The 22,414-nt window shown below is 47.0% G+C and carries 21 protein-coding genes; 1 reads left to right on the top strand and 20 read right to left on the bottom strand.

Translation table 11 applies throughout. The features are described from left to right. The 10 genes from ABIC15_RS02315 to ABIC15_RS02360 all read right to left on the bottom strand — a co-directional run bounded on the left by ABIC15_RS02315 (nt 1) and on the right by ABIC15_RS02360 (nt 10,935). A complete protein-coding gene (locus tag ABIC15_RS02315; protein WP_012371064.1) occupies nt 1–1,356 on the bottom strand; it encodes a replication initiation and membrane attachment family protein in 1,356 nt (451 codons plus the stop codon). 67 nt (nt 1,357–1,423) lie between these two features. After that, nucleotides 1,424–1,906: a transcriptional regulator NrdR gene (gene nrdR, locus ABIC15_RS02320; RefSeq protein ID WP_114595266.1), complete on the bottom strand. Its 483-nt coding sequence runs from the start codon at nt 1,904–1,906 to the stop codon at nt 1,424–1,426. Nucleotides 1,907–1,919: 13 nt separating this feature from the next. Then, nucleotides 1,920–2,288, bottom strand: a complete 369-nt coding sequence (locus tag ABIC15_RS02325) for a hypothetical protein (protein WP_354019649.1) — start codon at nt 2,286–2,288, stop codon at nt 1,920–1,922. Between the two features lie 106 nt (nt 2,289–2,394). After that, complete coding sequence (speD, locus tag ABIC15_RS02330) at nt 2,395–2,781, bottom strand: adenosylmethionine decarboxylase (protein ID WP_012371067.1); 387 nt, start codon at nt 2,779–2,781, stop codon at nt 2,395–2,397. A gap of 258 nt (nt 2,782–3,039) precedes the next feature. Continuing rightward, a complete protein-coding gene (locus ABIC15_RS02335; protein ID WP_012371068.1) occupies nt 3,040–4,083 on the bottom strand; it encodes a glyceraldehyde-3-phosphate dehydrogenase in 1,044 nt (347 codons plus the stop codon). 175 nt (nt 4,084–4,258) lie between these two features. Further along, nucleotides 4,259–4,846, bottom strand: coding sequence for a dephospho-CoA kinase (gene coaE, locus ABIC15_RS02340; RefSeq protein WP_354019650.1), 588 nt, complete (start codon nt 4,844–4,846; stop codon nt 4,259–4,261). Continuing rightward, nucleotides 4,843–5,673, bottom strand: a complete 831-nt coding sequence (mutM, locus tag ABIC15_RS02345) for a DNA-formamidopyrimidine glycosylase (RefSeq protein WP_354019651.1) — start codon at nt 5,671–5,673, stop codon at nt 4,843–4,845. The genes coaE and mutM overlap by 4 nt, the downstream gene beginning before the upstream one ends. A 24-nt stretch (nt 5,674–5,697) precedes the next feature. Next, nucleotides 5,698–8,295, bottom strand: coding sequence for a DNA polymerase I (gene polA, locus ABIC15_RS02350; RefSeq protein ID WP_354019652.1), 2,598 nt, complete (start codon nt 8,293–8,295; stop codon nt 5,698–5,700). 202 nt (nt 8,296–8,497) lie between these two features. Then, a complete protein-coding gene (gene pnpS / locus ABIC15_RS02355) occupies nt 8,498–10,231 on the bottom strand; it encodes a two-component system histidine kinase PnpS (RefSeq protein ID WP_354019653.1) in 1,734 nt (577 codons plus the stop codon). Beyond that, nucleotides 10,228–10,935, bottom strand: a complete 708-nt coding sequence (locus tag ABIC15_RS02360; RefSeq protein WP_131502789.1) for a response regulator transcription factor — start codon at nt 10,933–10,935, stop codon at nt 10,228–10,230. Before ABIC15_RS02360 ends, pnpS begins: the two co-directional genes overlap by 4 nt. A 215-nt stretch (nt 10,936–11,150) precedes the next feature. Between ABIC15_RS02360 and ABIC15_RS02365 the strand changes: the two genes are divergently transcribed. After that, nucleotides 11,151–11,582, top strand: a complete 432-nt coding sequence (locus ABIC15_RS02365; protein WP_369835016.1) for a divergent PAP2 family protein — start codon at nt 11,151–11,153, stop codon at nt 11,580–11,582. 85 nt (nt 11,583–11,667) lie between these two features. Here ABIC15_RS02365 and ABIC15_RS02370 read toward each other — a convergent pair whose 3' ends face one another. From ABIC15_RS02370 to ABIC15_RS02415, 10 genes are all read right to left on the bottom strand, one after another. Next, the gene (locus ABIC15_RS02370; protein WP_131502790.1) at nt 11,668–12,807 is read right to left on the bottom strand and encodes a zinc-dependent alcohol dehydrogenase; all 1,140 of its coding nucleotides are present in this window, start codon (nt 12,805–12,807) and stop codon (nt 11,668–11,670) included. A gap of 163 nt (nt 12,808–12,970) precedes the next feature. Further along, a complete protein-coding gene (mdh, locus tag ABIC15_RS02375; protein WP_354019654.1) occupies nt 12,971–13,903 on the bottom strand; it encodes a malate dehydrogenase in 933 nt (310 codons plus the stop codon). A gap of 22 nt (nt 13,904–13,925) precedes the next feature. Further along, a complete protein-coding gene (icd, locus tag ABIC15_RS02380) occupies nt 13,926–15,200 on the bottom strand; it encodes an NADP-dependent isocitrate dehydrogenase (RefSeq protein ID WP_354019655.1) in 1,275 nt (424 codons plus the stop codon). Nucleotides 15,201–15,270: 70 nt separating this feature from the next. Continuing rightward, the gene (gene citZ, locus ABIC15_RS02385) at nt 15,271–16,383 is read right to left on the bottom strand and encodes a citrate synthase (protein ID WP_354019656.1); all 1,113 of its coding nucleotides are present in this window, start codon (nt 16,381–16,383) and stop codon (nt 15,271–15,273) included. 217 nt (nt 16,384–16,600) lie between these two features. Beyond that, a complete protein-coding gene (locus ABIC15_RS02390; protein ID WP_012371079.1) occupies nt 16,601–17,071 on the bottom strand; it encodes a DUF441 domain-containing protein in 471 nt (156 codons plus the stop codon). A gap of 57 nt (nt 17,072–17,128) precedes the next feature. Beyond that, nucleotides 17,129–18,877: a pyruvate kinase gene (pyk, locus tag ABIC15_RS02395; RefSeq protein ID WP_354019657.1), complete on the bottom strand. Its 1,749-nt coding sequence runs from the start codon at nt 18,875–18,877 to the stop codon at nt 17,129–17,131. Between the two features lie 82 nt (nt 18,878–18,959). After that, complete coding sequence (pfkA, locus tag ABIC15_RS02400) at nt 18,960–19,922, bottom strand: 6-phosphofructokinase (protein ID WP_326930248.1); 963 nt, start codon at nt 19,920–19,922, stop codon at nt 18,960–18,962. A 153-nt stretch (nt 19,923–20,075) separates the two neighbouring features. Then, nucleotides 20,076–21,011 carry an acetyl-CoA carboxylase carboxyltransferase subunit alpha gene (locus tag ABIC15_RS02405; protein WP_354019658.1) on the bottom strand — a complete coding sequence of 312 codons (936 nt, stop codon included), beginning with the start codon at nt 21,009–21,011 and terminating at the stop codon, nt 20,076–20,078. Beyond that, nucleotides 20,998–21,858, bottom strand: a complete 861-nt coding sequence (gene accD, locus ABIC15_RS02410; RefSeq protein WP_354019659.1) for an acetyl-CoA carboxylase, carboxyltransferase subunit beta — start codon at nt 21,856–21,858, stop codon at nt 20,998–21,000. Before accD ends, ABIC15_RS02405 begins: the two co-directional genes overlap by 14 nt. 21 nt (nt 21,859–21,879) lie before the next feature. Further along, nucleotides 21,880–22,398 (bottom strand): FadR/GntR family transcriptional regulator, encoded by a 519-nt coding sequence (locus tag ABIC15_RS02415; RefSeq protein WP_012371084.1) that lies wholly within the window; start codon nt 22,396–22,398, stop codon nt 21,880–21,882. Between the last annotated feature and the right edge of the window lie 16 nt (nt 22,399–22,414).

Below are 22,414 nucleotides of genomic sequence, written 5' to 3' on the forward strand. Positions count from 1 at the left end.
TTATTTGCCTTTGAGTTCCCGCAGAATCCGTTCCATTTCTTCATCATCCGGCACCTCAGCTTCAAAATCGGCTTTTTTTGTCGCTTCATATTGCTGCTGTTTTTCTTTTTCTTCCTGCAACCATTTCGGATTTGGTCCGGTCGCATTGGAACGGCCTCTTCGTCCTCCGACGGTCTGCCGCGAACGTTCCTGTTTTTGATCCTGTTTTTTTGAAATCAGTTCGTCTTGCTCTTTCGTTTTGGCCAACGCTTCGGCTGCCGTTACGTATCCTTTTTGTTTCCAGTCATCGACGATCGACAACAGGAAGTTTTTACTGAAACGGTTATCCTTTTTAATGACCAACGCATAATAATAAGCGGCGTTGACGATTCCGGACGACATTTCATAGTCGATAATCAATTGCTGAATCAACTCTTCATCACGTTCCGACAACGCTTTAACTTTTCTTAACTTCGCGACGTAATGCTTCGGATGGGTTCCTTCCATCGTCTCGGTTTCACTGAGTTCCCCGACTTCCACCTCTTCGAGAACCGCAACTTTGGCTTTCTTTTCCCGACTGAGCTTTTGCTTCGCCGATAACATCATCTGTTTACATCGTTCCTGCTTTTCACTGTCTGTCATCGGCAGATAGGCTTCATGACGGAAACGGGCGTTCAGGAGTTCTGCCATGAGTGCTTCATTTGATTGTGTGACGTAAGCGAGTTTCAACAGCAGATGATCAATCGATTTCGTATAAAAACTGCGTGGCAAGAAGCGATCGGTTTGACGTTTCATTTCTTCAAGGTCAAACGAATAATCAAATTCATAAGCTGCCCGTTCTTGTTTCGCATATGATTTCGGCTGATGGGCGGAGGCGAGTCCCGCCTTGACGTCAAATACTTGATCAAACCGGACGGTCCGGTCGACGACGTTTTTCGGTAACGGGTCGGTCCGGAACCGATTCTGTAAAGCCCGGAAACGAATCTCCCCGACGCGGTAGAAGAGTAAGCTCGACAACACCCCGTCATTTAAAAATGTATTCGGTGCTAACGGTACACGGATTTGATAGACATAGCGGTAAGCGGCCTGTTTTGCTTCAAACGTCCGAATCAAACCGATTCCTTCGAGCTTAAACAGTTCTTCTTTAAATTCATCGACTGAAAATCCGAGCAGCGTTCCGAGTTCTGCATGCGAGATGTATTGTGATTTCGTCTTCCCCGGAATCATTTCACTCCAAAACGTTTGATACAGCCCAAGGGCCTTTACACCGATGATTGGTTGATACAGATAATAAAGCGATTGATACGCTTCCCGGTCGACGACACCATTACTCATGATCAAGCAGAGATCGGTCCCTGACAATTCACGTTCCATCATTTGCTTCATCCCTTCTTTCGTGAGAAAAAGAGAGGGCGCTCTGAACAGTCAGACGACCTCTCCTTCATTAGGTTTGATTTTCCCGTTCGGTGTCTTGATGACGTTCCATCAATTCGGATAATTCTTGGAAAAAGACATTGATGTCTTTAAATTGTTTGTAGACACTGGCGAACCGGACATATGCCACTTCATCGACAGACGCCAGTTCATTCAGCACGAGCCGTCCGACCTGTTCGCTCGGAATTTCATGTTGCGCCGTCGCCCGCAATGTTTTTTCGACCCGGCTGACGACTGTTTCCAATTGTTCGATGGAAATCGGGCGTTTTTCACATGCCCGGACTAATCCGCGCAAGATTTTGTCCCGATTGAATTCATCACGGGTCCCATCTTTTTTGACGATGATGAGTGGGGTTTGTTCGACCATCTCAAATGTCGTAAACCGGTAGCCGCATGATTCACATTCCCGACGTCTGCGAATCGAACCAAAATCTTGCACGGGTCTCGAATCTAATACTTTTGTCCCGTTATAGTTGCAGGCTGGACAACGCATGTCGTACCTCCATTCACGTAATTTCTTTAGTGCCGATCATTTTTAAACGGTAGGTCGAATCAAGATCCTGATAAATCAATTCAATCCATTTTTCTAAGTCCGGACCGAGCAGACCGTCCCGGTGCAGGAACAGATCCACCGCCGTGCGACCGGATCCGACCATGATGACCGTCGCAAGACCGTCTAATCCGGGTGCTGTAAAGGCCAGTTCTCCGCGCCCCTGATCAATACGTTTGACCGTTCCCTGCTGTTTCGTGACCGTCGCCTCTAATCCCGTAAACAGCATCTCTACCGTTGCTGCATAGTAATGGGTCCGTAACTTTTCATTTTTATGTGTATCCGACGTTTCCATTTGCTTTTGTAATCGTTCTTTCAGTCCCATTCCGTCATCACCTTTTTCTGTTTTCTTCTACTATTAAGAATAACAGACGTCAGACATATTAAAAAGCCCTCGCCATAAGACGAGAGCTTGTTCATTCGTGTTTTTGTCAGTTAACGTGCTGAACCGTAGCAGCTGGAACTTCAACAGGTCCCATACCACGTGGAATTTCGACATTTTCACGGATTTTCGCATCGAGTCCGTCAGCGATATAATGCGCTGCGATGGCTGGATCGATTCGATCGCCACATGTAAATACATCAACCGATGCATAACCATGCTCTGGGAAACTGTGAATCGTTAAGTGCGATTCAGAAATAATGACGACGCCGCTGACGCCGTGTGGAGCAAACTTGTGGAATGCGACTTCGCGTACTTCCGCACCTGCTTGAAGTGCTGCATCAACAAAAAGTCGTTCTACGTATTCCATGTCGTTCAATTTTTCAGGATTACAATCCCAAAGTTCTGCAATAATGTGTCTTCCCATAGTATCCATTTGTGGATCCCCCCTACATTCAATGGTCTTCAAAGTAGTTGATCACTTACTTTGCGCCTGAGTCGTTCGCACCCACGGGGGAAAGTTAGTCCAGAGAGGTCCTAACCCTTTAAGCTGCGATTGCCAGACCGATTGAAGTTCACGATTTGAATTATAGCGAGTATCAAAAAGATACACAAGGATAAATTTCGAATTTTATTATATTTTCTTGAAGAAAACGCTCTACACGTTGATGTAGAGCGATTCTTTGACATTATTTTATTTTAACTCCAGTTGTTTCGCTTCATTTCCAGTCGCTTCAATGTGTGCTCCGACGAGATGAACAAGATCGACGACACGGCAAGAGTAACCCCACTCGTTGTCGTACCAGGCGAGGACTTTGACTTGCCGTCCTCCCATGACCATCGTCGATAGGCCATCGACAACAGTCGACTTCTCTTCCCCGTTAAAGTCAATCGAGACGAGCGGTTCCATCGTTAAGCCGAGGATGCCGTCAAGCGCTCCGTCCGCTGCCTTGACGAACGCTTCATTGACTTCAGCGACCGTCGTATCACGACTGACCTCGACGACGAGATCGACCAGTGAGACGTTTGGTGTCGGAACACGCAGTGCCAGTCCATTGAGTTTTCCTTCGAGATGCGGCAAGACGAGTGAAATCGCTTTGGCTGCTCCGGTCGAAGTCGGAATGATGGACGATCCGCATGCCCGCGCCCGTCGTAAATCCTTATGCGGATTATCGATATTGTTCTGGTCATTCGTAAAAGCATGAATCGTCGTCACAAGACCTGACTCAATCCCGAATGCCCGGTCGATGACCTGGACGACAGGTGCAAGACAGTTTGTCGTACATGAAGCGTTCGAGACAATCGCATCCGTCTCATGGTCATACATCTCGTCATTGACCCCCATGACGATTGTACGTAAATCCCCTTTTGCCGGAGCTGTAATGACGACTTTTTTTGCACCGGCCGTCAAGTGTTTTTCAGCACCCGTTTTCGAATTAAATTTCCCCGTTGCTTCAACGACGATATCAATCCCCAGTTGTCCCCACGGCAATTGTTCCGGATCACGTTCGCTAACGATTTGAATTTGTCGTCCATTCACCATCAATGCCCCATCAATGATGTCGACTGGATATGCAAATTTCCCGTGAACCGTGTCATATTTGATGAGGTGTGCCAATGTTTCCACCGGATAACTTGCATTAATCGCGACGACCTCACTTTTCCCTTCAGCGATCAGACGTCGAAATACCATTCGACCAATTCGACCAAACCCGTTAACTGCCACCTTGACTCCCATTTGCGGATCCCCCTTCAATGTGACGGATAATGCTCCGTTTACAGATAGAACTATATCATGAAATGTAAGCGATTTCATTACGTAATCTAAAAAAAGTGAGAGAAGTTGGTAACTTTCTCCCACTTTGATTCCGAAAATACTTTTGCCGACAGAAAACGGTCATAAGAAAACGGCGTTAGACTGAACGAAGCGTTTTTAACCAGCTATCAATTTGCCGGTATAATGCTTCCCGTGTACTTTCATTGGTCAGAACGTAGTCTGCCAATTGCTTTTTCTGTTCGATATCGAGTTGCGAATTCATACGGGCCTGTGCCTCTTCCGCAGTCAGATGATTTCGTTCCATCAGACGCTGCTTTTGCAATTCGGCAGGACAATAGACGACTACGACTTGATCGACGAGTTGTTTCCAGTCTCCTTCTAGCAATAAAGGGATATCAAAAACGATGATCGATTGTCCGGCCTGTTCCTGCCGACTTGCCATTTCTAACATCTGTTGCCGAATTTTCGGATGCATTAATTCATTCAGTACAGTCCGCTTTTCATTATCGTAAAAAATGATATCGCCAAGCTTTGACCGGACGAGCGCACCGTCGGAAAAAGCAGTCGGAAAAGCGGCTTTGACTTCCTCATAAGCCAACCCGCCCGGTTCGATGACCTGCCGGGCGACAAGATCCGCATCGATGACGACGACACCCTGTTGTTGTAGATAGGCAGAGACCGTACTTTTTCCGGTTGCAATCCCTCCGGTCAGTCCGATTCTCATAAAGCCACCTGTTGACAGGTTGGGCAGAAGTGCGTTCCTCGTCCGCCGACTTTAATTTTTTCGATTGCCGTCCCGCATCTCGGGCAAGGTGCCCCGGTTTGACCGTATACAGCAAGCTGTAATTGAAACTCCCCTTTTCCGGTCGGAGAGACATAACTGCGAATCGTACTTCCGCCGCTTTCAACTGCTTTGGCGAGTACATCAACACCTGCCGCATGAATCCGGGAGATATCATCAAGCGTCAGTGCCCCGGCTTTCGTTAACGGATGGACCCGGGCGGTAAACAATGTCTCATCGACATAAATATTCCCCAACCCCAAAAAAATCGATTGATCTAGCAGAGCCGTTTTGATTGGACTGCGCTTTTTCCGGATCAGGTTCTCAGCCAGGACTTCAGCCGTAAACGTCGGATCAAACGGCTCACGTTCAAGCTGGGCCAGTGGAGGAACCGACATCGCCGTCTCCTTCTCACGCAGCTCCATCGTCCCGAATTTCCGGACATCGTTGTAATGCAGTTCCGAGCCGTCTGTAAAGCGGAAGATGACATGGGTGTGTTTATCTTTTTCAATCGCCTGCGGATAAGGGAAATACTTCCCTTCCATCCGCAAATGACTGACGAGATAAAATCGGTTAAATGTGAACAATAAAAATTTCCCCCGACGCTCCACTCGTTCAATCCGCTCCTGTTTCAAGGCATCAACAAATGGTGCGACTTCCATTCCCCGAATCATCTTCGGATGAAATACTTTAACGGAAGAAATCGTTTTTCCGGAGACCGTCCGTTCCAAGCTTCGTCTGACGGTCTCGACTTCAGGTAATTCAGGCAACTGTTTTCCTCCTCTGACAACTTGTTATTTGGTTTCATACCACGAATGACCGGCATCGCCGTCGACACGAAGCGGAACGGATAATTGAACCGTCTGTTCCATCGCTTGTTTGACCAGCGTCTTGAGGGCATCCAGCTCTTCATCCGGCGCTTCGAAAATCAGTTCATCGTGTACTTGGAGCAACAGGCGGGCACGCAACGGTGACTGTTCAAGCGCCGCATGGACATCGAGCATGGCTTTTTTGATGATATCGGCTGCCGAGCCTTGGATCGGCGTGTTAATCGCCGTCCGTTCCGCAAAACCGCGCAAATTAAAGTTTTTCGAATTGATGTCAGGAATATTCCGGCGGCGATTCATCAGCGTTTCGACAAAACCGTTCATCCGTGCTTTCTCAATCGCTGCATCCATGAACAACTTGATTTGCGGGAACAATTCGAAATAACGGTCGATGAAGTCTTGCGCCTCTTTACGTGAAATATTCAAGTTCTGCGACAAACCGTAGTCACTGATGCCGTAAATGATTCCGAAGTTGACCGCTTTGGCCTGACGGCGCATATTGCCGGTCACATCATTTGGTGCGACACCAAAGACACTGCTGGCTGTCTGCGTGTGGATATCGGCATCATCCAAGAACGCCTGAACAAGCGTCTTGTCTTCCGACATATGGGCCATGACCCGCAATTCGATTTGTGAATAATCGGCAGCGTATAACGACCAGCCCGGTTCGCTCGGAACAAACGCTTTCCGGATTTTTCGCCCTTCCTCGATCCGGACCGGAATGTTTTGCAAGTTCGGGTTAACGGAACTGAGCCGGCCTGTCTGGGCAATGGTCTGCGCAAATCGGGTATGGATTTTCCCGTCTTCTTTAATGACCTTCTGCAAGCCTTCAACATACGTGGATTGCAGTTTTTGAAGCTCCCGGTACAACATGATATGGTCGATGACCGGATGCAGCGGACGGAGTTTTTCCAATACGTCGGCGGCCGTCGAATAACCGGTCTTCGTTTTCTTAAAGGCAGGCAGTTCCATTTTCTCGAACAGGATGACTCCCAGTTGTTTCGGTGAGTTGATATTGAATTCCTCGCCGACTTCCCCGTAAATCAATTGTTCCAAATCGTGCAGACGTCCGGCTAAATCGTGTTGCATCTCCTGGAGCGTTTCGACATCGACACGGATGCCGGTCCATTCCATTTCAGCCAGAACACCCGACAACGGACGTTCAAGTGTTTCATATAACTCAAACTGTTGGTTGGCTTTCAGTTCTTCTTTGACCTTCGGGAACAAAAGCTCAATCATGCGGGCTTTTTCCGCCAAGTATGGATGCAGCACATCGTCTGCCGGAGCAAGACGTTTCGCACCTTTACCTAAGACGGCTTCTTCGTTCGGTGCCATCAGCATATAATGGCCGGCAATCGACGCCAGGGTCGTCCCGCCGCTCAGATTCAATAAATAACCGGCAAGCAGTAAATCATCGAATGCCGTTAATTTCAAACCGTGTTTCCGTAAGGCAAACGCAGCTTGTTTTGCATCCAGACAGATTTTTTGATGGTCCGATTCAATCCAGTCACGAAATGCCGGATCCTCGACGAGTTCAGATGAAGCGACGTAAATTTGATCGGGTGTCGCGATACCAAATCCGATGATATCTTCTTCCATATAGTCTTCACGAAGTTGTTCCACAACGAGAACGGCATTGGTCACATCATTCGGAAGCGAAGTAATCGTTTTGACATTCAACTGTTCTTTATCCGCTTCTTCAACGACAGGTGCAAACCGGTTCGTCAAAGACTTAAAACCAAGCGACTGGAATAACGAATACGGAACTTGTGTATCGACGTCGCTGATCTGTAAGTCGTCGAGCGTGACATCAAGCGGGACATCGAGTTTGATGGTCGCCAGTTCCTTTGACAACCGTGCCAATTCTTCATTCGCGATGACTTTTTCTTTTTGTTTCCCTTTTAAGTCTTCGACATGTTCGTACAGACCTTCGACTGATCCATAAGCAGAAATCAATTTGACGGCTGTTTTTTCACCGATTCCCGGAACTCCTGGAATATTATCGGATTTATCGCCCATCAAACCTTTCAGATCAATCATCTGAATCGGTTTTAATCCGCCGTATGTCTCGGCAAACAGTTCTTCTGTCATACAGAGGACATCGGTGATGCCGCGTTTTGTAATCAACACTTCGACCTGATTCGTCACGAGTTGAAGTAAATCCTTATCTCCCGTCACGATTCGGATTCGATCCGCCGGTATCGTTTGTGCCAATGTCCCAATCAAATCATCTGCTTCATAACGGTGCAGTTCCATCATTTGAATGCCTAACGCTTCACAGATGTCCCGCACAATCGGAAACTGTTCCCGGAGCTCGGAAGGTGTCTTTTCACGACTGCCTTTATATTCCTGATAGACGTCATGCCGGAACGTTTCGCTCGAGGCATCAAATGCGACAAGCATGTGTGTCGGCTGTTCCTCTTCAAGCAGTTTGAGCAGCATCATCGTGAAACCGTAAGCTGCGTTCGTATTGCGTCCTTGCGCATCCGTCATTGGTGGTAACGCAAAAAAAGCACGATACGTTAGTGAGTTTCCATCAATCAATAAAAGTTTGTTTTTCATCATCTACGCCCCTTTGGAAGATTTTCTGTTCTTATTGTATCACTCTACACACATTTGTTCGCTAAAAAAGCAGACAAAAAAAGACGACCGGCTAAAAAGCCAGTCGTCCCTGTGTATCCCGACATGGGAGCTGAACCAGTCGAGGCACAGATGATGAAGAAGGTACTTTAAGCATACGATTCTTCTGTAAAGGAAATATGAAGTCTTATCCCTTTTTCGGTAAACGTATCGTAAAAGTCGTTCCTTGATTTTCTTCGGATTCCACGTCAATCGTTCCGTGATGCAAATCGATGATATGTTTGACGATTGCGAGACCAAGACCGGTCCCGCCTGAATTTCGACTCCGCGCCTTATCCACGCGGTAAAACCGTTCAAAAATCCGTTGCATCTCTTTTGGATGAATCCCGATTCCATCATCCTTGATTCGGAGCATGACGGCTTCTTCCCCGTCCTCTAGACTGACCCAGACATTACCGCCGTTCGGCGTATAGTTCAAGGCATTCGCGACAAGATTGACGACGACTTGCTTTAAGCGATTTAAATCCGCCCGGATAAATACTTCTTCTTCTGTCTCGAGATGAATCGTCATCTGCTTTTCCGTTGCTTTTCGTTGTAACAGTGTTTCAGTTTCACGGAGTAAACTCGTAACGTCGACAATCGTCGTCTCCAGCTGATAATTGTCCTGTTCGAGACGCGACAATTCAAGTAAATCTTCGACCAGCGTCTGCATCCGCTCGGATTCATCATGAATGATGTTCAGGAACTGCTCCCTGATTTCCGGGACGTCCTGGGCACCATCGAGCAGCGTTTCGGCAAATCCTTTGATTGACGTCAGCGGTGTCTTCAGCTCATGGCTGACATTGGCGACGAAGTCCTTCCGCATCTGTTCAAGCTTTTTGATTTCCGTAATATCGTTAAATACGACTGTCGTCCCCTGAACGCGTCCGTTTTTCCCAAAAATCGGTGCCGCACTGACCATGAAAGTCCGACTGTTCAATCCAAACCGGACACTCGATTGTTTCCGGTTCGGTTTTTCCGTCAGATAGACATCTTCGATGACCTGACTCATCTTTTCATTCGGTAAAACCCGGTAGTACAATTGTCCATTCGACTGACCGTAGATATTAAACATTTCCCGGTATGTCCGGTTAACCAGAAGAACATACCCTTTCTCATCAATCAGCATCAAGCCGGCACCCATGTATTCAATCAATGATTCGAGCCGTGCCCGTTGCATTGCTTCGCCGGAAGACGCATTTTCTAAATTCCGGGCTAACAGATTGATTGATTTCCCGAGATCACGCGACTCGTCCGGTGCCGTCAATTCATAGACACGGGATTTATAGTTCCCATGTGACAATTCGTGTAAGACTTCTGTCGCTTCCGCAATCGGTCGTAAAAAACGTTTTGTCGAACTGTAGACAGCGAAGAAAATAATACAAAGCGAAGTCAGAAGAGATAAGATGATGACGGTCCAAATTCGCGAATAAATCATGTTCAAATCTTTTGTATAGCGGATGAAACTGATGTAGACTTCCCCACCGTCAGCCGTCAGGACGGGTTTCGTATATTGAAGACTCGTTTCATCGACTTTCGATTCGAATGTGCCATCGTTTGGGATGGCAGAAAAATTAATGGCCCTAACGTTTAGCTTCGTGACATCGACCGGGGTTCCGGCAATGATTTCCCCGCGACCGTTAAATAAAATCATGTCGAAATTCGATTCAGCATACATCTTATCGACGTAGGCTGCCATATCCGGCACTGTCCGCTCCCGTAAAATGGACTCCACAAGTGAAGTTTCATCCACTAATTTTTCTTTTTCATTATTGATATAAAAATCTTTAAATGATTGTCCAAGCAAAAAGCCCAGTGCGATTAAGACCAGGCTGATGAAAGACAACATTTTCAGAATGAATCGTTTGCGGTATTTACTCATTCCGCTTTCGGCTCCTCCATTTTGTAACCTAATCCGCGAATCGTTTTAATGTAGATCGGCTTTTTCGTATTCGGTTCAATTTTTTCTCGAACATGACTGATGTGCACATCAACGATTCGCGTATCCCCAACGAAGTCATAATTCCAGATGGCGGACAACAATTGGTCCCGCGTCAAAACACGTCCTTTGTTTTTTGCGAGATATACTAACAGCTCAAATTCCTTTGGTGTCAATTCGAGTCGCTCTTCTGCCTTGAATGCTTCGTAGTTATCCGGTACGATTTTGACGTCTCCAATCAGGATCGTTCCATCCGTCACTTCTTCCGCGACATTCTGCTGGTTCATTCGGCGCAGGATGGCTTTAACACGGGCGACGACTTCACGCGGACTGAACGGCTTCGTCAAATAATCATCTGCTCCGAGTTCCAGTCCGAGCACTTTGTCAAACTCATCATCTTTTGCCGTCAGCATTAAAATCGGGGTATTGATTTTTTGTTGGCGTAGTCGCTTGCAGACTTCCAGTCCATCCAGTTCCGGTAACATGAGATCCAGGACAATTAACGCTGCATCTTGTTTCTCCGCTAACTTCAACCCTGTCATTCCATCATGGGCCGTTTCAACAACAAAACCGGCTTGCTCTAAATTAAATTTTAAAAGTGTGGCAATCGAGAGTTCATCATCAACAACGATTATTTTATCTTTCAAGACAGTTAGCCTCCTCAGCACATTTCATCTTTGAATGAGGAATTCCGTGGAATCCGCTTCTTCTGTCTTCATCTTAACGACTTTCGCTACTAAACCACAAATCTTTCTGGTCTTTCTTTACATAATCTTTAAGGTCGGACACTTTCTTCCAGTAGTTTCCCGTGTTGAAATGACGGAATTGGGGAAACAGTTATATATCGTGATTATGTGGAGGAATGAATATGGAATGGAATCACCCGTTGTTTGCAGCAATTACGGCCTGGTTTATCGCACAAGCCGCCAAACTCGTCACCGGTTTAATCAAAACAAAAAAATTTGACCTTGAAATCATGTTTGCTTCAGGCGGCATGCCGAGTTCACATAGTTCGACTGTCGTCGCACTGGCTGTCGTGATTGGTTTTCAAGAAGGCTTTAGTTCTTCCCTGTTTGCACTTGCCGCCATTTTCGCTGTCATCATCATGTATGATGCGACCGGCGTTCGCCAAGCCGTCGGGTTACAGGCCAAGCTGTTAAATGATTATTTCAAAGGAATCCGGCACAAGACACCTTTGCTCAATGAACTGGTCGGACACACCGAGTTCCAGGTCTTCGTGGGTCTTCTGCTTGGTCTTGCCGTAGGTTTCCTTTGGCCCGTCTTGTTCTTTTAATCATACGCCCACCCGGTACATCAGATATAATTTTTCACACAAAAGACCGCTTCGGATGTCAGAAGCGGTCTTTATGCTGGTTGCGTTATGGTTTTAAGATGACTTTAATGCACCCGTCCTCATGATCGTTAAACGTTTGGTAGGCATGGGCTGCCTGTTCCAAATCAATTTTGTGCGTAATGATATCGGTTGGATCAAACTCCTGATTGATGATTTTTTGGAACAATTCGGGCATCAGATGAACGACCGGAGCCTGTCCCATCTTTAGCGTGATGTTCCGCGTAAAGAAATCTCCGAGCGGGAATTGATTGTATTTTTTGGCATAGACACCTGTCAATTGGACCGTTCCAAATTTCCGAACAGCATCTTTCGCGATATTGATGGCACTCAACGTTCCACCTTGCAAACCGATTTTTTGTTCGACTTTTTCAACAGCCGACATCTTACCGTCCAGTCCGACACAATCAATGACGACATCTGCGCCGCCCTGAGTCAGTTCCTTCAGATATTGACCGGTCTCTTTGTGATCCTGCAAATTGACCGTTTCGACGCGGTTCGTCATCTTGGCATGATTTAACCGGTATACTTGCTGATCAACGGCAATGACCCGTTTTGCTCCTTGCATCCAGGCAAATTTCTGTGTCATCAATCCGACCGGCCCCGATCCGAGAATGACGACCGTATCCCCTTTTTTAACGCCGGCATTCAAAACACTCCAGTAAGCTGTCGGAATGACATCGGACAGGAACAGTAAGGCTTCATCTTCCAGTTCACAAGACTCCGGAACAACGAGTGGCATGAAGTTTCCAAACGGGACTTTTAAGTACTCTGCCTGACCGCCCGGATGTCCTCCGAATTCTTCCGTAAATCCGAAGTATCCGCCTGTATCGACGTGCGGATTCCCGTTCGAATTGTCGCATTGACTCTCCATATCATGTTCACAAAAGAAACAATGTCCACACGCGACGTTGAACGGCAGGACAACTCGGTCTCCGCGCTTGACCTTCGTTACATCCGGACCAACTTCTTCAACGATTCCCATCGGCTCATGTCCAATGACATAATCTTTTTTTGCCGGCATATTTCCTTGATAGATGTGCAAATCTGACCCACAGATGGCAGTTGACGTAATTTTGACGATGATATCATCGTTTTTCTCAATCGACGGATCCTGAACATCTTTCACTTCGACATTTTTTGTACCTTGATACGTAACGGCGCGCATGAAATTTCCCCCTTTAAAGTTTTAAAAAACAGGTATACTGTAAAGGTTTACCCTAAAAAACAGACATTCATGTTACATGTTTCTTACAAAAAGAGGATTTTTTAATTCAATACAAAAAGACACCCAATCTTTTGATTGGATGCCTTGTTTACTAAAATTGAAGTCAGAGCATTTCCAACACAGAACGGACCGTTGAAACGGATCGATCCAGCCCTTGCTTTTCTTCTAACGTCAAGTCCAACTCAAGTACCCGTTCCACGCCGTTCCCACCAAGAATGGTCGGAACACCGAGATACAAGTCCTCATACCCGTATTCTCCTTCGAGATAGGCAATCGCCGGCAAAATTCGCCGCTGATCTTTTAGAATTGCTTCTACCATCTCGACGATGGCAGCTGCCGGTGCGTAATAGGCCGAACCGTTCCCGAGTAACTGAACGATTTCACCGCCGCCTTTGCGTGTCCGTTCGACGATGGCAGCTAATCGTTCCGGTGTCAGCAGTTTCTCCAGCGGAATTCCGCCCGCGTAGGAATAACGTAACAACGGTACCATATCGTCGCCATGCCCACCGAGCACGAATCCGGAGATATCCTTAACAGAGACATTGAGTTCCATTGCGACGAACGTCCGGAAACGTGCCGTATCGAGCACACCGGACTGACCGATGACGCGTTCTTTCGGAAAACCGGATGCTTGAAAGACGGTATACGTCATCGCATCGACAGGGTTCGTCAACACGATGATGATCGATTCCGGTGCATGGGTCACGATTTCTTTCGTGACGGCTTTCATGACGTTTGCATTCGTGCTGACAAGATCTTCACGACTCATCCCCGGTTTTCTGGCAATCCCCGCCGTAATGACGACGATGTCAGAACCTTGAATGTCTTGATAATCAGATGTCCCGTTGATCCAGGCGTCAAAACCTTGAATCGGTGCTGTTTCCTGCATATCAAGTGCTTTTCCTTTGGTCACGTTTTCCTGTTGCGGCATATCAACGAGCACGATATCCCCTAACTCTTTTTGAGCGAGGTACAGTGCTGTTGTTGCCCCTGTAAATCCGCTCCCGATGACCGAAATCTTTTTTCGTCGATTCATTGCCCCGTCCCCCTATTCAAGATTACATATTCTTGATGAGTTCATCTGCGAATTCAGAACATTTCACTTCTGTCGCACCATCCATGAGACGTGCGAAGTCATATGTGACGACTTTATTTTCAATTGATTTTTCCATTGATTGAATAATCAAGTCTGCAACTTCATTCCATCCAAGGTGACGGAACATCATTTCTCCTGAAAGAATGACAGAAGATGGATTTACCTTATCAAGTCCCGCATATTTCGGTGCTGTACCGTGAGTCGCCTCGAAGATCGCGTGACCTGTCATGTAGTTGATGTTAGCACCAGGTGCAATCCCGATTCCGCCGACTTGTGCTGCAAGCGCATCAGAAATGTAATCACCATTCAAGTTCATCGTTGCAACGACATCGAATTCTTTTGGACGCGTCAAGATTTGTTGTAAGAAGATATCAGCAATCGAATCTTTGACGATCAACTTGCCCGCTGCTTCTGCTTCAGATTGTGCTTTGTTCGCTGCATCAGCGCCTTCTTCATCCTTGATGCGGTCATACTGGTTCCATGTGAAGACGTGTTCTGCATATTCACGTTCTGCGAGTTCATAACCCCAGTTTTTGAATGCACCTTCTGTGAACTTCATGATGTTCCCTTTGTGAACGAGCGTCAATGAAGCACGTTTGTTTTCGAGTGCATATTCAATCGCTGCACGGACAAGACGTTCTGTTCCTTCTTTTGAGATCGGTTTGATCCCGAGACCAGACGTTTCAGGGAAACGGATTTTGTTGACACCCATCTCTGTTTGCAGGAAGTTAAGTAATTTTTGTGCTTCTTCGCTGCCTGACGCATATTCGATCCCAGCGTAGATATCTTCTGTGTTTTCGCGGAAGATGACCATGTCTGTATCTTCTGGGCGTTTAACCGGTGAAGGAACACCTGTGAAGTAACGGACCGGGCGAAGACATGTATATAAATCAAGTTCTTGACGAAGCGCAACGTTTAACGAACGGATTCCGCCGCCGACTGGTGTCGTGAGTGGTCCTTTGATCGCGATGATGTGTTCGCGGATCAGGTCAAGTGTTTCTTCTGGAAGCCAGTTGCCTGTTTTGTTGAATGCTTTTTCTCCAGCATAGACTTCTTTCCATTCAATCTTTTTTTCACCGTTGTATGCTTTTTCGACAGCAGCATCAAAGACACGAACTGCAGCATTCCAGATATCAGGTCCAGTGCCATCACCGATGATGAATGGAATGATTGGTGAATTCGGTACGTTAAGTGTTCCGTCTGTTACCGTGATGTTTTCGCCTTGAATTGTAGCCATTTGTAAAATCCCCCTTGAATATGATTGATGTCATCAAAAAGCAGGAGAGGATTTCTCCTCTCCGTCTTTTTTAACGTTCGTTCATGGACACGTATGTCCGGTGTGTTTCACCAATATAATCAGCGCGTGGACGAATGAGGCGGTTGTCACTATACTGCTCTAAAATGTGCGCTAACCAACCTGACATACGACTGACGGCAAAGATTGGCGTAAACAATTCCGTATCAAGTCCAAGTGCATGGTATGTGGAAGCGGAATAGAAATCGACGTTGGGTTTCAATCCTTTTTCCGATTGGACGATTTGGTCAATCTTGACTGACATCTCGTACCATTTCGGTTCTCCGATTTGAGCTGTCAATTGACGGCTCATCTCCTGGAGGTGCTTCGCACGCGGGTCGCCGTCTTTGTAGACACGGTGACCGAAGCCCATGATTTTTTCCTTGTTCTTAAGTTTATTATGAACATACTCGTCAACCTTTTCAACTGAATCAATTTCAAGCAACATGTTCATGACCGCTTCGTTCGCTCCACCGTGAAGCGGACCTTTCAAAGCACCCATGGCAGCTGTGACGCCTGAATAGACATCTGACAGGGTTGCAACACAGACACGTGCTGTAAATGTTGAAGCGTTCAGTTCGTGATCGGCATGCAAGACGAGTGCTTGGTTAAAGGCTTTTTCTGCTACTTCTGTCGGCTCTTCGCCTGTCAGCATGTAGAGGAAATTCGCTGCATATGAAAGTCCAGCTTTCGGTGCAACCGGCTCTTGACCTTTTTTGATTCGTGCATATGCAGTCACGAGTGTCGCAATCTGCGCTTGGAGTTTGATGGCTTTAGCGTAATTCGCCTCTGTCGACATATCTTCCGCCGATTCATCATATAATGCAAGTTGTGACAAAGCCGTTCGGATGGCTGACATCGCGTTAGCGGTTTTTGGCGCCACTTTTAATGTCTCAAGGACTGCCGGTGCAACCGTCGCTTCAGAAATCAAAGCTTCTGACAATTGCTTCAGTTCGTCTTCTTTTGGTAAGCGGTCATTCCAAAGTAAAAAGACCACTTCTTCAAATGAGGCGTGCTCCGCCAAATCATCAATTGTATACCCACCATACGTCAACTGACCATCGATGATCGAACTGATCTTCGATGATGTTGCGACGATTCCTTCTAAACCTTTTGTTTGTGTCATACAAAAATCCCCCTTTTTTCCCCCCAGAAATTTAAAACGCTTTCATTTCCGTATTGAAAAAAAGACGTCTAAGCAAGAGTCGTTCCCCACATCGAACCGTTTGCTCCTGAATAGACCATCTTGTTTCTGTTCTTAGTATAAACAAAATTAACCAAAAAGTGAACGAACTTGCATACTATTATCAAAAAATTAATTCTGTTCCCTATTGCAGCATCCCTTAGCCGCTGATTGCTTTGACGATGATGTCCCACATCCCGATGACAAGAGCGGCGATTCCCGCTCCGATTAAAGGACCGACCGGCACACCCCGAAACAATCCGACTGCAAGAATCGTTCCGGCAAGCAACGCTGTCGTGACCAGGGGATCTTCCTTCATCAGACCCACACCGTGGGCTGCAATGATTGCGACAAAAATTCCCGCTAAAAACGAAATGATACCGATATGTCCCCGTACGCTGTTGAGCAGTTCCCTGAATCCGATGTCTCCCGTAGCAATCGGTACCAGGATGGCCGCTGTGATCAACGTGACTCCCCAGGTGATGCCTTTCGCCTGTAAAGACGGAAACAGACGTCCGTCGAGACCAATCGCCTTAATGATCAGCAAAAAAGCAGCTGCAATGATCAATGATTTGTTTTGAGCGATGACACCGATCAACACGAGACCAATCAAAAACAGATAGGCTTCCATGTTAAAACCCCCGATTTGAAAAAACGGATATGGCTTTCGCCACATCCGTTTCAGTGATTATGCGTTGTACAATTTACCTGTTAACGGATCGATTGAAATACGTTGACCATCCGTGAAGATTGTCATGGCGTTTTCAACACCGACGATAACCGGTTTACCGAGTGAAGGACCAACGATTCCAGCATGGCTAGTCAATCCGCCGTCTACTGTGACCATTGCTGCAGCCATCTCGATTGCAGGCATCATGTCGCGATCCGTTGAGTTCGTGACAAGAATCATGCCTGGTTTTGCTTTTGCGTTTGCTTCTTCAGCTGTATGCGCGATGACGACTTCGCCAACGACACCACGTTCACCGATTCCGCGACCGTTTGTGATTTCTTTACCGACGATGTGAATTTTCAACATGTTTGTTGTACCTGCTGTAAGAGCCGGGATACCTGCAGAGATGACGACGAGGTCACCGTCTGTGACGAATCCTGCTTCTTTTGCTGTATCAGCAGCAAGTGTCAACATGTCATCCGTGTTGTCTGAGAGGTGATCGACAACGATCGGGTAAACACCCCAAACGATGTTGAGTTGACGTGCAACACGCGCGCTCGGTGTGACGGCAACAATGTTTGGCTCTGGACGGTATTTTGAAATCCGGGCAGCTGTGTAACCAGACTGTGTCGGTGTCAAGATTGCTTTTGCGTCCAGGTTGATGGCTGTATGCGTAACCGCTTGAGCGATCGCATCCGTCACAGTGTGCTCACTGCGTGTTTGACGATCTTTCAAGAGCATTTTGTAGTCGAGCATTTTCTCCGTACGCTTCGCAATCGTGTGCATCATTTGAACAGATTCAATCGGGTAGTCCCCGGCTGCTGTTTCACCTGAAAGCATGATGGCATCTGTTCCATCAAGAATTGCGTTGGCGACGTCTGATGCTTCCGCACGTGTCGGACGCGGGAAACGTTGCATCGAGTCAAGCATCTGCGTTGCTGTGATGACCGGTTTACCGTAATCATTACAGATTTTGATGAGATCTTTTTGTGTCGGCGTGACTTCTTCAGTCGGAATTTCGATCCCGAGATCACCACGTGCGACCATCAAACCGTCAGAAATCGCGATGATTTCTTCGATGTTGTCGACACCTTCCTGGTTTTCGATTTTCGGGAAGATTTTGATGTGGCTGGCATTGTGTTTTTCGAGCAATTGACGAATCGCAACAACGTCAGACGCACGACGCACGAATGAAGCAGCGATCAAATCGATGTCGCTCTTAATTCCGAACTCGATGTCTGCGATGTCTTTGTCTGTCAAAGCAGGCAAGTTAACTTTTACATTTGGTAAGTTAACCCCTTTTTTCGTTTTAATGATTCCTTCGTTTTCGATGTCGCAAAGAAGTTCACGGTTGTCGAGTTTTTCTGCGACACGGAGTCCGATTAACCCGTCATCAAGCATAATCATTGAACCGACTTCGACATCATCGTATAAACCGTCGTATGTGACAGAGAACTTGTCAGCTGTACCTACGATTTCGTTTGCGTCACCGCTGACGACGATAACTTGTTTGCCGCGTACGAGGAGGGCTTTACCTTCTTCAAACGTATGCGTGCGGATTTCCGGACCTTTTGTATCTAAAAGAATCGTAACTAATTTGTTTGCTTCTTCTGCTGCACGACGGATATCCGTGATGCGGGCACCATGTTCTTCATAGTCACCGTGTGAGAAGTTAAGACGAGCAACGTTCATACCCGCTTCAATCATTTCTGGAAGACGTTTTTCTGACGCCGGTCCAATCGTACATACAATTTTAGTTCTGCGCATATTCCATAAACCTCCTACAATGTTTGGCTGTTCGATCACAATGCCAATAAACCTATACCAATACGACGAATGTCAGTCTACCTTAGATGGATAGTTGTTTTGACAACTCTAAGATTTCGAGATCCAGTTCGTGTTTGTTTTCATCCAATGCTTCGTCGATATCAAGATCGACCATCTTACCGCCGCGTACACCTACGACACGTCCTTGCTTACCTTCAAGCAGGATGTCAATCGCATAGGCACCCATCCGGCTTGCCAGTACACGGTCAGCAGCTGTCGGCGCACCGCCGCGTTGAACATGACCTAATACCGTGACACGTGTATCAAGTCCTGTTTCCTTGGCAATCTCGTCTCCAACATCCTGCGCACGTCCGGCACCTTCCGCTACGATAACGATCGAGTGTTTCTTACCACGATTGACACCGCTTTGAATCCGGTTCAAGACTTCTTTTAAATCTTCCGGACGTTCCGGAACCAGGATTGATTCCGCTCCGCCGGCTAATCCAGCATATAGTGCGATATCCCCTGCGTCGCGTCCCATGACTTCGATGACATATGTCCGCTCATGTGACGACGCCGTGTCACGGATCTTATCGATGGCTTCGAGTGCCGTATTGAGGGCTGTATCGAAACCAATCGTGTAATCCGTACCCGGGATGTCGTTATCAATCGTTCCCGGAAGACCGATCGTCGGGAAACCGAGTCCCGTCAATTTTTGAGCACCACGATAAGACCCGTCACCACCAACGACGACGAGTGCATCGATTTCGAATTTCTTCAGATTGACGACAGCTTTCGCGCGTCCTTCTTCAGTCCGGAATTCCGGGCAACGTGCAGAACGCAGGAACGTTCCACCCCGTTGGATGATGTCACCGACTGAACCAAGGTTCAATTGGACGAGATCTCCGTTAATCAGACCTTGGTATCCGTTGTAGACACCAAACACTTCCAGTCCATGAAAAATCGCCTTACGTGTTACAGCACGCACTGCGGCATTCATGCCGGGTGCATCGCCACCACTTGTTAAAATAGCAATCCGTTTCAAACTCACGTTAATCACCTCTCTATTAATCTTAGTCTAAAATAGCACGTAGTTTTGTTGTTTTACAACAGGGCAGACTGCATAAACTTTCTACAGCAGTTTGTTCATCCTCTCACGAAATAAGGAATGCCAATCATGATAGCGATTACATGCAGGTTATGTGCCAATTTGGTGATATTTTTCTGTACGCTTCTCGATTAACTGTTTTGGTGTCAAACGGGTCAGTTGGGCAAGCTTTTGTTCTAGAACAGATTTTAGTTTGTCCGCCTGTAATGAAACATCTAAATGCGCTCCACCGATGACTTCTGAGATGATGCCGTCCGCAATCCCGAGTCGCAGTAAATCAGGCGCCGTGATTTGCATCGATTCCGCCGCTTTCTCCGCGAGACTGGCGTCTTTCCAAAGAAGGGCAGCTGCACCTTCAGGTGAAATGACGGAGTACGTGGAGTTCTCCAACATCAACAGCTGATCGCAGACACCGATTCCGAGTGCTCCGCCCGATCCGCCTTCGCCGATGACGATCGAAATAATCGGGACCGGCATTCCGGCCATTTCAAACAGGTTTTTCGCAATGGCTTCACTTTGTCCGCGCTCTTCCGCTGCACGGCCGGGATATGCGCCTTTTGTATCAATGAATGTAATGATGGGACGATTGAACTTCACTGCTTGTTGCATCAACCGTAAAGCTTTCCGGTACCCTTCAGGATGCGGCATACCAAAGTTACGGCGGATATTTTCCTTCGTATCTTTCCCCCGCTGATGACCAATCACCGTTACGGCTTGTCCATTCAGCATTGCAATACCTCCGACGATGGCTGCATCGTCATATCCATGCCGATCACCATGCAATTCAATGAAGTCGTCACAAATCAAGCGTACATAATCGAGTGTCGTCGGACGTTCCGGGTGCCGTGCCAGTTGCACACGGTTCCACGCTTTCATATTCCCGTAAATATCGAGTTCTAACCGACGCAGCCGCTCTTCCAATAAATTCAGTTCTTCTTTGAAATCAAGGCCTTGCGTCTCTGCCATATCGTGCAGTTCTAATATTTTTTTGCGCAATGCGATTACTGGTTGATCAAATGGTTGCATGATTGGTTTCCTCCGAGTGCATCATCAGAATTCGTGTGTAGTAGGTTTTCAAGTCGTGTCGCGATACGACATCGTCGAGTTGTCCCGCCTGCAGTAAGAACTCTGACGTTTGGAAGTCTTCCGGTAATTTTTCACGAATCGTCTGTTCAATGATCCGCCGGCCGGCAAAGCCAATCAAAGCGCCGGGTTCTGCGATATTAAAATCGCCTAACATGGCAAAACTTGCCGATACTCCACCTGTCGTCGGATGCGTCATACATGAAACGTACAGCAATCCGGCATCAGAATGCTGTTTCAGGAATAAGCTTGATTTCGCCATCTGCATCAGGCTGACCATTCCTTCCTGCATACGTGCTCCACCTGAAGCTGAAAAAATCGTTACGGGTAATCTTTCTTTTGTCGCGTAACGGATTGCTTCCGAAATCGCTGCTCCGACTGCTGCCCCCATTGAGCCCATCCGGAAACGGGCGTCCATGACACAGGCGACGAGCGGATATCCGTTGACTTGACCGACACCGCAGACAATCGCTTCTTCAAGTCCTGTCCGCACTTGATCACCTTTCAGCTTTTCAGGATAATCCTGAAAATCGAGTGGATCGGCCTTGACTGCCGGTAAATCAAAATACGTAATCGTTCCCCCATCAAATAATTGTTCAAATCGTTCAGTCGCTGTTAACGGATGATGGTAGCCACAGACACAGACTTTTAAGTTCGCTTCGAGTTGTTTCGTATATTGGATCAGTTTGCACTTCGGACATTTTGTCATTAAACCAACCGGCACATCGACCCGCTGTTCCTTTGACGTCAGAGTGACAAATTTTTTAGGTTTTCGAAAAAATGCTTGCACGTTAGTTCCCCCTTGTGGTTCCTACGAGCGTTTTAGAAAAGCTTCCCGTTCCGCTCGCGTATAGAGCTCCCCTTGACCAAAACTTTGATAGAAGGCATTCACTTGCCGCCAGATCCGCTCAAACAAATCATTATCGATTGTAGCGATCAGCGTTTCCCGAAATGCCGCATCGGAATCGACGTGCTCTTCTAGAATGGACACGTCTGCGAGTTGAACAAAAGCTGCCTGTTCAAGCAAACGAAGTGTTCCTGCCAAATCTTCAAATTTTGAATCGCCGGTCACTAAAAATTGTGCGATGATCTGAATGTAGGTATGGTCATCCCGGTTTAAAAGAAAACTGCCTCCCCCGTGCCTTGTCTCGATGATTCCGAGATAAGCGAGCGTCCGAAGTGCTTCCCGCACCGAAGGACGGCTGATCGACAGTCGTTCTGCCAATTCACGTTCTGATGGAATTCGATCTCCCGGCACAAAGCCATCCTTTTCGATCATCGTTTTGATTGCTGAAATATTCGTTTCAAAAGCATTCCGCTTTTTCTCCATTTTGTACAGCACCACC

It is taken from the genome of Exiguobacterium sp. PvP048, from assembly GCF_040549175.1.
Taxonomy (GTDB): Bacteria; Bacillota; Bacilli; order Exiguobacteriales; family Exiguobacteriaceae; genus Exiguobacterium_A; species Exiguobacterium_A artemiae.

What these genes read in the sequence shown, in the direction of transcription:
- ABIC15_RS02315 (WP_012371064.1), bottom strand. Translation starts at nt 1,356, where the DNA reads ATGATGGAACGTGAATTGTCAGGGACCGATCTCTGCTTGATCATGAGT.
- nrdR (WP_114595266.1), bottom strand. Translation starts at nt 1,906, where the DNA reads ATGCGTTGTCCAGCCTGCAACTATAACGGGACAAAAGTATTAGATTCG.
- ABIC15_RS02325 (WP_354019649.1), bottom strand. Translation starts at nt 2,288, where the DNA reads ATGGGACTGAAAGAACGATTACAAAAGCAAATGGAAACGTCGGATACA.
- speD (WP_012371067.1), bottom strand. Translation starts at nt 2,781, where the DNA reads ATGGATACTATGGGAAGACACATTATTGCAGAACTTTGGGATTGTAAT.
- ABIC15_RS02335 (WP_012371068.1), bottom strand. Translation starts at nt 4,083, where the DNA reads ATGGGAGTCAAGGTGGCAGTTAACGGGTTTGGTCGAATTGGTCGAATG.
- coaE (WP_354019650.1), bottom strand. Translation starts at nt 4,846, where the DNA reads ATGAGAATCGGACTGACCGGAGGGATTGCAACCGGAAAAAGTACGGTC.
- polA (WP_354019652.1), bottom strand. Translation starts at nt 8,295, where the DNA reads ATGATGAAAAACAAACTTTTATTGATTGATGGAAACTCACTAACGTAT.
- pnpS (WP_354019653.1), bottom strand. Translation starts at nt 10,231, where the DNA reads ATGAGTAAATACCGCAAACGATTCATTCTGAAAATGTTGTCTTTCATC.
- ABIC15_RS02365 (WP_369835016.1), top strand. Translation starts at nt 11,151, where the DNA reads ATGAATATGGAATGGAATCACCCGTTGTTTGCAGCAATTACGGCCTGG.
- ABIC15_RS02370 (WP_131502790.1), bottom strand. Translation starts at nt 12,807, where the DNA reads ATGCGCGCCGTTACGTATCAAGGTACAAAAAATGTCGAAGTGAAAGAT.
- mdh (WP_354019654.1), bottom strand. Translation starts at nt 13,903, where the DNA reads ATGAATCGACGAAAAAAGATTTCGGTCATCGGGAGCGGATTTACAGGG.
- icd (WP_354019655.1), bottom strand. Translation starts at nt 15,200, where the DNA reads ATGGCTACAATTCAAGGCGAAAACATCACGGTAACAGACGGAACACTT.
- citZ (WP_354019656.1), bottom strand. Translation starts at nt 16,383, where the DNA reads ATGACACAAACAAAAGGTTTAGAAGGAATCGTCGCAACATCATCGAAG.
- ABIC15_RS02390 (WP_012371079.1), bottom strand. Translation starts at nt 17,071, where the DNA reads ATGGAAGCCTATCTGTTTTTGATTGGTCTCGTGTTGATCGGTGTCATC.
- pyk (WP_354019657.1), bottom strand. Translation starts at nt 18,877, where the DNA reads ATGCGCAGAACTAAAATTGTATGTACGATTGGACCGGCGTCAGAAAAA.
- ABIC15_RS02405 (WP_354019658.1), bottom strand. Translation starts at nt 21,011, where the DNA reads ATGCAACCATTTGATCAACCAGTAATCGCATTGCGCAAAAAAATATTA.
- ABIC15_RS02415 (WP_012371084.1), bottom strand. Translation starts at nt 22,398, where the DNA reads ATGGAGAAAAAGCGGAATGCTTTTGAAACGAATATTTCAGCAATCAAA.